Here is a 12,035-nt window from a genome sequence, read left to right as displayed (position 1 = left end):
GTTGATTATATATGTATATATAATATTTGGTATACAGATTTAATTGATTTTACAGGTAATTTAACAGATTAACATTCAATATTAACATTATAAAATATTTTATCAATTCAATACCGTTATATATTGTAATGAATTATCATACAGACTATTAACCATGATTAACGAGAAGCCATTTAAGGTTAAACAACAGTTACCATTCCTTGATGATATCATAGCAGAATGGTTCGATTCAAAATATGATGATTTAAGTGAACCACAGAAAAAGGCAATACCACTAATACATAATGGAAAAAATGTGCTGGTATCATCACCAACCGGAACAGGAAAAACACTTACAGGATTTCTTTCAATTTTAAATGAGCTATTTATAAATGCAAGGAATAATTCCCTTGAGGATAAAATATACTGTGTATATATCTCACCATTAAAGGCACTGGCTAATGATATTGATAAAAATCTTAAGGAGCCTTTAAAGGAAATCTATGATCTGGCCAGATCAAAGGGAGAAAATATACCTGATATAAGAATAGGCGTAAGATCAGGCGATACTGGCCAGAGCGAGAGGGGAAAGATGCTGAGGAAACCTCCCCATATTTTAATAACAACCCCAGAATCATTATCACTGGCACTTACCGCAACAAAATTTAGAGAAAAATTTGCAGACGTCCAGTACGTTATAGTTGATGAAATTCATGAGATTTCAGCAACAAAACGTGGATCACTATTATCATTAAATCTGGAAAGATTGTATAATATAGCAGGTGAATACACAAGGATAGGGCTTTCAGCAACCCAGGCACCACTGGATCTAATTGCCTCATACCTTTGTGGCTATTCCGGGAATAAGAAAAGAGAATGTGAAATTATAGAGGTAAACACAAACAAGTATCTTGATTTAAAGATTATAACCCCGGTAAAGGACCTAACAATGGTAAGCTTTGAGGTCGCTAATGAAAAAATGTATGACATAATGGTCGATTTAATAAATTCTCACAAAACCACATTAATTTTTACAAACACGAGAAGCTCAACCGAGCATGTTGCCATAAGACTTAAGGCAAGAGGAATTGAAAATATTGAGGCGCATCATTCATCGCTTGGAAAGGAAACAAGGATAGATGTTGAAAATAAGCTTAAGAATGGCGAATTAAAATGTGTTATTACATCAACATCACTTGAACTTGGAATTGACATAGGTTTTATTGATCTTGTTATTCAGATAGGCAGCCCAAAATCTGTTTCAAGGGCACTTCAGAGGATAGGGAGGTCTGGACATGGCGTCAGGGATCTCTCAAAGGGAAGATTTATAGTATTTGATCTTGATGACCTGATGGAATGCGCCGTAATGACAAAGGCTGCCTATGATCACGAAATTGACAAGGTAAGCATACCATTAAATCCACTTGATGTTTTATCCCAGGGAATAATAGGCATGGCCCTCGAAAAGGTATGGAATATAGATGACGCATATAATTTAATAAAAAATTCTTTTTCTTTCCACACCTTGGATTATAATGATTATATTGCCACATTAAATTATCTCGCAGGAAAAATAGAGGGAAATACTTTATTTTCAAAAATATGGCTTGATGAGGAACAAAAAACATTTGGAAAGAAGAAAAGCACCAGAATGATATATTTTATGAATGTTGGAACCATACCAGAGGAGGCAAATTATAATGTTGTAAATGAACAGGGTAGAATAATAGGCCAGTTAAGCGATAAATTCGTGGAAAGATTAAAAAAGGGAGATATATTCGTTTTGGGTGCAAAAACATATATTTTTCTAAGAACGTCAAGAAATAATATTACAGTCAAGGAGGCAAAGGGAATGAAGCCAACAGTGCCATCATGGACAGGTGAGCTGCTTCCCCGAAGCTATGATCTCGGTGTGCTAATAGGAAAGTTTAGGGAAACACTTTATAAAAAAATAAAGGATGGCGAGGACCCCCGGCAATGGTTAATCGATAACTACCGGGTTGATGAATACGGTGCCATGAGCCTTATATCATATGTAAAATCCCAGGGTTCATTTTACATTCCAACACACGACAGGTTATTTATTGAGGGCTATATTGACAAGGATTTGTATGATATAATATTTCATATTCCGCTTGGAAGGCGTATTAACGATGCCATATCAAGGGCATATGCGCTTGCAATATCAAATAAATATGGAATATCCACAAGGCTAAGCGTTAACGACAACGGTTTTATGATTACAATAGGAAGACGCCTGAGAATCGATGATATTATTCATCTTATTAATGCCGGCAATTTTGAGGATTTATTAGACAGGTCAATAGTAAACACAGAAATGTTTAAGCAGCGTTTCAGGTACTGTGCCACAAGATCTTTAATGGTTTTAAGGAAGTATAAGCAAACGGATATATCTGTGGCAAGGCAGCAGCTTCGCAGTGACAGGCTTTTAAGGGTTCTTGAATCCATGAATAATTTTCCTGTAATAAAGGAAACTTTTAATGAGATAAAAAATGATCTCATGGATGTTAATAATGCAAAAAAATATATTAACGATGTAATAGATTCCGGGCATTACAAAATAAGGGATTACAGTGACGAAAGCAGTCCATTTTCATATAATTTAATACTTTCTGGTGTTTCAGATATAGTTTTAATGGAGGACAGATCAAAGTTATTAAGGGAATTGCAGAACAAGCTTCTCGATAAAATTTACGGTACAAACGGAATAGATTTTCTTATTAAGGATTCAAAGATGGCTGAGGACTACTTTAAAAATAAAATTCCAAGGGTTATCGATGAAAATTCATATATGGATTTTATTAAGCATTTTCTTTACATAGACCCTTTTAAAAAAAGGTATAATTCGCCACTGGATTATACTGACATGGATATAGAAAAAATAACCTATGAACTTATAGACCGGGATATTTTGGTTTATGCCTTTATGAGGTCTGACCAGTGGGTGTACCGCGGGTATTATGATATTATGTACTCATTATTTAAAAAAGAAGTCGAACTTAATAATACAGATAAAGAGGTTTTAAATAATGTAAATCTTAAATCATATTCAGAACTTAAAAAGCTCGGCATAAATGAGGATGCATTAAAGGATTCATTAATGAAGCTGGAGGAGAACTATTTAATCAGGAAAAAGTTGTCAGGCCATAATTCGGTTTACATAAAAAATGATATAAAAGTTAAAACATCTGGTAATGAATTAAAGGATGCTGTTAAACTTATTCTATCATCCTTTGGGCCATTATCAATGGATGAGCTTCAGATAAGGCTTCCCGTGGATTCTGACATGCTGGAACAGTCGATGGAGGAACTAATAAAAACTGGAGAGGTTATATATGATTACATTACACCAATATTTGTTAAGCAGTACATACTAAAAAACGATCTGGATGCAATTCTCAATAAAACCGATGAAAATATACTGACAAAAAGAATAATAAATTTTATACAGGAGGTTGATGACGTCAGTGAATATTTTGAAAAATATGGTTTTGCATTTGATGTCTATGATATTTTGATTAGAACCAAACATTATAATCAGATGGATTTAAACAAAATGCTTAAAAACCAGGATGTATATTATTTAAAGGCCATAAAAAATAAATATGTGTATATATCTAAATGGCTGGTTGATGCACTGTATTATCTAAGATATGAAAAAAACACAGAGAATGAGGAAAATATATTAAGATACATAGCCGAGGGGTATAACACAGAGGAGGAACTGTTAAATATCTCAGGTCTGGATAAATCAATTATTAAGGTGATATTAAAATCCCTTACATTCAAATTCCAGATAATGGATAATAATGGAATTTTTACCATTTATTATCCTGTTGATAATAACAGTAATATAATAATAGAAAAATATGGTCCGGCCACAGCCTATGAACTCTCCAGATTTTTCTGGTTTAATCCTGCAAGAATAGATTATTCTGGATTAAAGCCATATTATTACAAAAATGACGTTTATTATGGCTTTATTAAAAACAGTAATGTGCAAAACAGGGGAATAATAGTAAACATTAATGATCCTGTGAGCATATACCTTGGAAAGTATATACAGAATGACGATTACAATGCAAGATTTATTTACAACGGTGCCGAGGAGGCAATATTCCATATGGAAATGCGCACCCCCGGTATATGGATAGATAATTTATATTTTGAGCATCCAAAAGTTGACGAATTTATTGAGGCCTTATTAAATACTTGCAATAAAACTAATATTAATTCAATTATAATTAAGGCTGGGGATGGTATTTCCTTTGATAACTTTGAAAAATATGGGTTTAAAAAACAGAATGATGTAATATACCGCGGAAACTTCGAAATCATGGATATAACCAATGATGACCTGATTGAACTTGCAGTTAAAAAATCGATGAACCAGAACATACCAATAAATTACAATGTACTAAATAAAATGCTTTTTGGATTTAGAAATGATATAGAATCATCATATTTTGGGGTAAGGAGCCTTGAATTAAATAACTATTATAACTCTGTACTTCTGTATAATTTTAATGGTCCCTTTGGAATAAATGCCCTTGCAACAAAAAACGTTATAAGCATATACAGGTCTGCAAAGAAGAACGATCTAAATTCTCAGGAGGAAAAAATTCTTAAGATGCTTATATCAGAATCAATGTCGGAGAATGAATTAATTAAAACGGCAAACATAAATTCTATTGTAATAAAAAATTCTATAAAAAATCTTTATAAAATTAATGCCATAGCAAGGGATAAAAACAGAAAATATATAGTAATTAATTCAGAGTATAATGAGCAGGAAGCCATAGAAAATATACTTTCATATATAATTGAAACAATTGGCTTCTTCGATGATGCCATATATGAAAGGTTTATGGAGACAAAAATCAGCAGGGCTTATTTAAGTGCAGTAAAATCTTTAATTTCAGCCAGGGTTATACACGAGGTTTTAATACCATCCGAAAAAAAGATAATATATGTATCAACTGCTATTGATATGGCCAAAATTAAAAAAATGAATGTAATAAGGTTAATAACCCCGAAGGATATAATATCATTATTCTTTACTGACTATATAAAATCGAGATATAAAACGGTAAATTCATATTTATTATTTTATAACAACTCCATAAAGGCTAATTTTACCGTCAAAAAGAGTGGAAAATACCTGTCAATCAAATCATTTAATGGAGATAATTCATTAAAAGGAATTATAAAAAAAGAGTTCAACAATGCAGGATATATATTATCTATATGAAATAATTTTATCTGTTTATCCATTAAAATGATAATTTTGAAAAAATTTAAAAATTTGGCATGTATTTTGAAATTTTCTGAATAACATCATCGGGTGCCGCTGCAAGTGCCTTTTCCATCATTTTTAGATCCCTATCCCTTATCATTTCCGGCAGATCCATGTTTGCCTTCACCCTTAAATTTAGATAATCCCTAATTTTATCCCCATCCATTTCTGAAATAACCTTAAAAACGGTGATGCAGAAATTTACATAATTTTCATCTGTGGCCTTTCTCATCTCAATAATCATGTCCCTCATAATTTTTTCAATCTCATTCTGGTTCATCTGCAAAAGTTCATTTATATATAATGCTGTTTCAGATTTTCGTGTTTTTTCATCCATTTCTGAAATTTCCAGTGTACTTTTCATCTGTATCTATTGATAATTTTGGCTTTTTTAAAATATTTTTTGGTATGAATAAAATAATTGGCGGGCCTGCCGGGATTTGAACCCGGATCCTCGGCTTCGAAGGCCGTAAGGATGTCCTAGTTACCCCACAGGCCCGTTCAGTGTATTATTTTATGGAATAAAAATAATGGGTTTGGCATAAATCATATTATATGTTCATTAAGCCATGAAGATATTAAATTCATGGTTTGGACTCCTTTTTATATAATCCTGTTTCGTTCCAGTATGTTTTATTGTTCCTGTGCCTTATTATATTTATGAAGCCGAAAATGAGACCTGATAGGGCAACAGTGGAAGTAAATATCAAATAATACCTTATTGACCCCTTAATAGCAGAATCTTTTACCATATCGTATATATTTATTATATGCCCGGAATGACCAAAAATAAACATAAATACAGGAAGCATGGATATTGATATAATCATGCCCATGTTTCTTAAAATAAATAATGAGTTATTTGCCTCTGTTCTGTATGAATAACCTCTTGCATCCGTTATCATGGTCGTGGATGGGGACCAAAACAGTGATCCACCAAGGCCGGCAAGAAAAAGGAGCTCGGGTATGTAGCTTAAATACAGTCCAATAAACATTATGCTAACACCCTCAAGCAGTATTCCCGCATTCATTATCACCTCACCATGCCCATAACGATCATAGAGATATCCCCCAAGTGGGCTTGATATTATTGATGCAAGTGGGTATGGAAATATAAGTATGCCTGCATCAAGGGATGATATTCCAAGGTATGATTCATAGTAGATGCTCATGGCGTAAAGCACAGAAAAAAATGCAAATGATTCAAGAAAGGATGCAATGGATATCAATGAAAACTGCCTGCTTTTTAATAGATTCCTTGATATAACGGGACGCCTGTACTGGGCATAAAAAAAGAATGGAAATATAATTGCTGATATTATTAGATAATATATATTTATAAATGAAATGCCAATGATAAGGGGTACCAAAAATACAAGCATGGCAATGGACGATGTAAAATTAATTTTTTCATTCAATTTTTTGCTTTTCTTTATGAATTTAAATGCAAAAAATATGGCCAGAATGCCAACAGGAACATTAATTAAAAAAATATATCTCCAGTTAAAAAGTACCAAAAACCCTCCCAGCAGGGGCCCCATAAGTGTACCAACTGACCAGGATATTGAATTTATACCAACTGCCCGTCCACGTTCCTCTTGCGGAAATGCATTTAAAATTATGGGTATATCTGTTGCCGTCATAATCCCGGCACCGATGCCCTCGAAAAATCTGGAAATGATCATAAAGTTTATTCCAGGGGATAATGCGACAAAAAGTGACGATGCTGTAAATAATGAGAATCCGGTTATGTAGAATTCACGATTGCCAAATTTTTTAATTATTTCTATGGCCGGTGCAAGCATAACTGTTGATGAGATGATATATATTACTATTACGAGTGTGAGATTTGACACATTTGTTTGAAAGTTTTCTCCTATTTCAGGCAGTGCAAGATAAACAATGGTAGAATCCACGGCCGCCATGAGTGTGCTTAGGGTGGTCACAAGGAGAACATAGTACCTATTCATCTCATGCTAATGTTATATTAATATAAATAAATAACAAATAAAAATTAATGTATATTTTTGTTAACCCTCTTAATATTGAAGTATGAGGCTATTATAAGATATATTATGACCGGCACAAGAATTATAAACATGTTCCTAAAGCCTATCAGATTGTTTATAAAACCCCCCACAGATGGGGTGATTATACCTATAAGCATCATTACTGAAAAGAAATAGCTATTTGCCACATTTCTGCTCGACATATCAAATGTTCTGCTTATTGATACTATGGATAATGGATATGTTACACCGTGGGGTATTCCAAGCATTAGATATGCTATTATATATATGATTGCAAATTTACTGAAGAATATTGCTATTATTCCTGTGAGTGTGACCAGCATTGCAATGGCTATGTAATGCCAAAGGTTTTCAGGAGTTTTTATTGAATAAAAAAGCCTTGATGAGAAAGAAATAATAAAAAATCCGGTAAATAGTAATGTTACCTGCGAGTAGGAAAATCCTAAAACGGATTTTGCATATATTCCACCAAAGGTAATAAGAAGTGCGAATACAATATTGTATGCTAAAATTGCATAAACCGCAACCTTAAACCCTGGCTCGCCAAACACATTTATTTTTTTATGGTTCTTCTCGATATTTTCATCCGGAAATTTAATAAAAAAGGAAAAAACCGAGGCCACAATGCCGAATGGAACAAAATACAGGAATATGTACCTTAGGGGTTCAAAATTTAATATGTATGATTCATAGGCAGGACCTGCTATAAGGCTCACACTTAGTGCGAGTGTGTAAATTCCCAGAATTCTTTCCCTAACCTTCTTATCACCAGATGAACCGGCGAATGTGATTATATTTGGCATTATTGCACCAAGGGCAAATCCTGCAACAAATATAAATATCCATACAGATATATTATTGGAAAATTCCATTACAGCCAGAATTATTGTAAATGTAATATTTGATGCAATGAAAAGTACCCTCCTGGGGAAAGCACTTAAATGTGTGTTAATTATTGCGGTGGTAATAAATGTTGCCAGTGCCATTACCGATTCTGTTAGGCCAACCTCAAGCTGATTAAAATACAGGTCATATTTTGCAAATAATGATATCGTGGTCATCATCATATTATTTGAGGCCCTTACGGCAAGTGTAAGCAAAACAATTATAAATATTGAATAAATTAAATAGGCCTGAGATGAATATTTTAATTTATTTTCCATTTTAATATCATCATATACAATAAGTCAATTATCTATAAATAATTTATCTGTTAAATGAATACATAAATATGAGAAATGAGCTAATATTAAAGGGAACCATAAATCTCCTAATTTTAACCCAGATATCAAAAAAACCAATGTATGGATATGCAATAGAAAAGGAGATAAATTCAATGATAAACACACCACTTCCAACGGGAACAATATATACACTTCTGCATAATTTAGAAAATAGAAATTTTATTAAATTTACAGTTAAAAAAAATAATAATGGACGTATATCAAAAATTTATGAGATAACACCCGATGGGAAAAAGTTTTTAAAATTCCATCTTGAACCATTAAATACGGTATCCATGATTATAAAATATCTGATAAGTGAGATACCCAAAATCACATAAATATTAAAAAATTTATAAAAATTAGAATAATATTTTTTCAATATTATTTTTTATTTTTTCCAGTCTGAGCTTTTCATCCGATGTCAGCCTATCCCTGTTATCAGCAAGGTACTGTATATTATTTTCAATTTTGTCCAAAACCACTGAGTTTTCATTGCCCTTTAAGCTAAATTCAACCTGTTTTTTCCATGGAAACCAGGAATTATTTAAAAATTCCCTTCCGGAATCTGTAATATAATAATATTTCTTTCCGTCTCTTTCTTCCATTTCAAGATATTTAAGGTCATAAAGATTTTTAAGCATTGGGTATATTATTCCGGGAGATGGCACCCATCTTCCATCGGTTATTTTTGCTATTTTTTCTGTTATTTCTGATCCTGTAACCTTACTTTCTGATGCTATTGTTAATATCCAGTATTTAAGTCCAAATCCTCTTCTGCTCTCCATGCCGTGCATGTGGCCACATCCATTATTCATCCCGTGCATATTTTCATTATTTCCCATTCCGTGTCTGTATCTATTATACATTTTTACCCTCCAGATATCTTTTAGTGATATCTAATATAGATATCTATAACAGATATATAAAGTTATGCATTAATTACATAAAGGCAAATGGGGTCTTAAAAAATTTATAAAAATCTGAATTAAATACGATTTTAAGCATACATCAAATGAGTGCCAGTGGCTTATAATTATAACTGGAAAAATTATGCGGTTATTATTTTATTATAATATTATTAATTAATTGTTTTATTTTATACATTAACTTGACCCGGATTTTGGCATTTTAACCACCCAGAGTGCCATGGTAAATGCAAACATGAATCCAAGTATTATTGCTATTATATCAAAAAATAGGGCATTTTTTAAATAGTATTTAAAATTTAAAAGTACATATGTAACGTATACAACGGTGATTACACCAATGCCAATATTTAAACCGATTATTTTTTTTACATTATTTACTGACATTATACAGTGATTTCATTATGATTAATATTTTTTATTTAAATTTTAATCATTTTTTTAATAAATCCTCAGCAGATTTCTTTAATATCATTGCCCCATATTTTAAAGACCTTTCATCCACATTAAAAGTGGGACTATGGTTTGGGGAATATATGCCCTTTTCCCTATTTCCTCCACCAAGGAAATAGTATGCACCCGGAACCTTCTGAAGGTAATATGCAAAATCCTCCCCTCCCATATCTGGTTTTGGATGAACAATATTTTCCTGACCAAGAACCTCTGCTGCATTTTTTTCTATTATTCTGGAAACCTCCTCGTTGTTGATAAGCACCGGATAACCTTTTATATAGTCATACTCATAGTCTATCCTGTATGTTAGCTTTAACCCCTCCAGTATTTCTTTTATTCTCCTTTCTATCTTTGCCTGTGTATCGTTATTAAATGTCCTGACAGTGCCTGTAAGCTCTGCATGGGATGCTATAACATTAAACCTGAATCCTGCATTTATGGTTCCAATGGTAATTACTGCAGCCTCCTGCGGGTCTATTTCTCTGGAAACAATATTATGGATCATTTCAATGAGATGCCCTGATATATAAATTACATCTATTGCATCCTGTGGTGCTGAGCCATGGCCACCCTTTCCTGTTAATTTTATAACAAACCGGTCTGCATTGGCCATCATTTCATGGTAGTATATATATGCCTTTCCCATGTCCTTGTTTCCCCATATGTGCTGGCCTATTATGTAATCAACGCCATCAAGGGCACCATTTTTTATCATTTCAACAGCTCCGCCGGGGGGGTTCTCCTCAGCTGGCTGAAATATAAGCCTTATGGTCCCCGGTATATTATTTTGTTCTGTGAACATTTTTGCCACGCCAAGAAGCATGGCCATATGTGTGTCATGCCCGCATGCATGCATTACACCGGGATTTTTTGATTTGTAATCAATGTTATTTTCCTCCTGTACAGGCAGTGCGTCCATGTCTGCCCTTATTGCCACAGTTTTACTTCCATTGCCCCTAATATCACAGATTATCCCGGTTTCTGTAATTCTTTTTGGTGATAATCCCATTTTTTTTAATTCTTCTTCTATTTTGTCTGCAGTTTTGTATTCCTTAAAGCTAAGCTCGGGATATTCATGAAAATACCTTCTCATGGATATTATATAATCCTCAACTTCCATAGGGGATTAATTTTAAAACATATATAAATATAATTAAAGAAAAATTATTTTATTATCTGTTTCTCTTTTTGATTTCAATAAATATGGCAAGAATTAATATCAAAAGGATTATTAAATCGAAGATTGTAATATTTGCAAATATTGATTCTGCCAGAATGTTAATGCCCAGAATTTTAAAAAATGATCCAAGCGCAGAGTTATAAACAGTTATTAATTTTTCATTTGGGCTTTTAATAAGGTATTCCTGTGAATGAAGATTAAATGATTTGTTATCCATATTATATGATATATTGGCATAGGGAATTACAAATTCTCCAGGCCCATTTAATTTAATCTTATATGTAAAATTATAGTATTCACCAGGTTTTAGTGTAATATTATGTATATCAGAATTTCCAGAAATTAATGATAATGATCCGGTTTTTTCATAATTTTCAATAAAGTAATCCTCGGATATATTAAGATAATATAATGTCGAGTTATCCCGGTTTTGAACCTCATTAATTACTGTGGCCACATGATTATTCTCACTGATTTTAACGTTAAAATACAGGTATGCAGGAAAGGTATAATTGAAGGAAATATTACTCTGGTCAGGATTAAAATTTTGCGTATTATAATATGTTGTATTTGTACTTTCATTGAGAATAGAAACAAAATTTTTATTATTTGAATAAAAAATTGAGTTTATTGATGTTTTACTATTACTGGAATCTGGATAAATTACACCAATGGCAGATACAGTCCCATTAAAATTAATTGTGGAATTATAACCAATGATATCTGACATATTTATTTTATGATATTTACCGGAGGAATGGAATACACTGGGATTTTCAAATAGTCCGGCCAAAAACCTTTCATTATCACTGGTTTTATTACCACCCAAAAGTAGGGAATAATTGCCATAACCATATATCAAGGCTGATGACCTGAAATTTTCTGAATCATATTTTTTTATTATATTATACATTGATAAATTAG

9 protein-coding genes and 1 tRNA gene are annotated in these 12,035 nt (G+C 32.4%); 2 read left to right on the top strand and 8 right to left on the bottom strand.

Annotated elements, in window-relative coordinates; genetic code table 11:
• Window positions 1-154: 154 nt before the first annotated feature.
• On the top strand, window positions 155-5,251 hold the full coding sequence (locus QXW15_RS07345; protein WP_342790237.1) for an ATP-dependent helicase: 5,097 nt from the start codon (window positions 155-157) through the stop codon (window positions 5,249-5,251).
• 46 nt (window positions 5,252-5,297) lie between these two features.
• On the opposite strand, the gene QXW15_RS07340 is transcribed toward QXW15_RS07345, so the two are convergent.
• The 4 genes from QXW15_RS07340 to QXW15_RS07325 form a co-directional block, all read right to left on the bottom strand.
• Window positions 5,298-5,660 (bottom strand): hypothetical protein, encoded by a 363-nt coding sequence (locus tag QXW15_RS07340; RefSeq protein ID WP_048101147.1) that lies wholly within the window; start codon window positions 5,658-5,660, stop codon window positions 5,298-5,300.
• 58 nt (window positions 5,661-5,718) lie between these two features.
• A tRNA-Arg gene (locus QXW15_RS07335) sits at window positions 5,719-5,795 on the bottom strand.
• An 85-nt stretch (window positions 5,796-5,880) separates the two neighbouring features.
• Window positions 5,881-7,266 carry an MFS transporter gene (locus QXW15_RS07330; protein ID WP_048101146.1) on the bottom strand — a complete coding sequence of 462 codons (1,386 nt, stop codon included), beginning with the start codon at window positions 7,264-7,266 and terminating at the stop codon, window positions 5,881-5,883.
• A 44-nt stretch (window positions 7,267-7,310) separates the two neighbouring features.
• On the bottom strand, window positions 7,311-8,489 hold the full coding sequence (locus tag QXW15_RS07325; protein WP_342790235.1) for an MFS transporter: 1,179 nt from the start codon (window positions 8,487-8,489) through the stop codon (window positions 7,311-7,313).
• Window positions 8,490-8,557: 68 nt separating this feature from the next.
• Between QXW15_RS07325 and QXW15_RS07320 the strand changes: the two genes are divergently transcribed.
• Window positions 8,558-8,890, top strand: a complete 333-nt coding sequence (locus tag QXW15_RS07320; RefSeq protein WP_048101144.1) for a PadR family transcriptional regulator — start codon at window positions 8,558-8,560, stop codon at window positions 8,888-8,890.
• Window positions 8,891-8,911: 21 nt separating this feature from the next.
• On the opposite strand, the gene QXW15_RS07315 is transcribed toward QXW15_RS07320, so the two are convergent.
• From QXW15_RS07315 to QXW15_RS07300, 4 genes are all read right to left on the bottom strand, one after another.
• A complete protein-coding gene (locus tag QXW15_RS07315) occupies window positions 8,912-9,418 on the bottom strand; it encodes a PadR family transcriptional regulator (RefSeq protein ID WP_082180420.1) in 507 nt (168 codons plus the stop codon).
• Window positions 9,419-9,655: 237 nt separating this feature from the next.
• Window positions 9,656-9,865, bottom strand: coding sequence for a hypothetical protein (locus QXW15_RS07310; protein WP_048101143.1), 210 nt, complete (start codon window positions 9,863-9,865; stop codon window positions 9,656-9,658).
• A 46-nt stretch (window positions 9,866-9,911) separates the two neighbouring features.
• Window positions 9,912-11,051 carry a M20 family metallopeptidase gene (locus tag QXW15_RS07305; protein WP_048101142.1) on the bottom strand — a complete coding sequence of 380 codons (1,140 nt, stop codon included), beginning with the start codon at window positions 11,049-11,051 and terminating at the stop codon, window positions 9,912-9,914.
• Between the two features lie 52 nt (window positions 11,052-11,103).
• Window positions 11,104-12,035 (bottom strand): hypothetical protein (locus tag QXW15_RS07300; protein ID WP_342790234.1); only part of this gene is annotated, 932 nt, incomplete at its 5' end.

The organism is Acidiplasma sp., from assembly GCF_038728925.1.
Classification (GTDB): Archaea; Thermoplasmatota; Thermoplasmata; order Thermoplasmatales; family Thermoplasmataceae; genus Acidiplasma; species Acidiplasma aeolicum.
The sequence above is the reverse complement of the archived record's forward strand: the minus strand, read 5'-3'. Positions and strand labels throughout refer to the sequence as shown.

Bases quoted from the DNA above. Each gene is read 5' to 3' on its own strand.
- QXW15_RS07325 (WP_342790235.1), bottom strand. From the start codon at position 8,489: ATGGAAAATAAATTAAAATATTCATCTCAGGCCTATTTAATTTATTCA.
- QXW15_RS07310 (WP_048101143.1), bottom strand. From the start codon at position 9,865: ATGTCAGTAAATAATGTAAAAAAAATAATCGGTTTAAATATTGGCATT.
- QXW15_RS07315 (WP_082180420.1), bottom strand. From the start codon at position 9,418: ATGTATAATAGATACAGACACGGAATGGGAAATAATGAAAATATGCAC.
- QXW15_RS07330 (WP_048101146.1), bottom strand. From the start codon at position 7,266: ATGAATAGGTACTATGTTCTCCTTGTGACCACCCTAAGCACACTCATG.
- QXW15_RS07340 (WP_048101147.1), bottom strand. From the start codon at position 5,660: ATGAAAAGTACACTGGAAATTTCAGAAATGGATGAAAAAACACGAAAA.
- QXW15_RS07345 (WP_342790237.1), top strand. From the start codon at position 155: ATGATTAACGAGAAGCCATTTAAGGTTAAACAACAGTTACCATTCCTT.
- QXW15_RS07320 (WP_048101144.1), top strand. From the start codon at position 8,558: ATGAGAAATGAGCTAATATTAAAGGGAACCATAAATCTCCTAATTTTA.
- QXW15_RS07305 (WP_048101142.1), bottom strand. From the start codon at position 11,051: ATGGAAGTTGAGGATTATATAATATCCATGAGAAGGTATTTTCATGAA.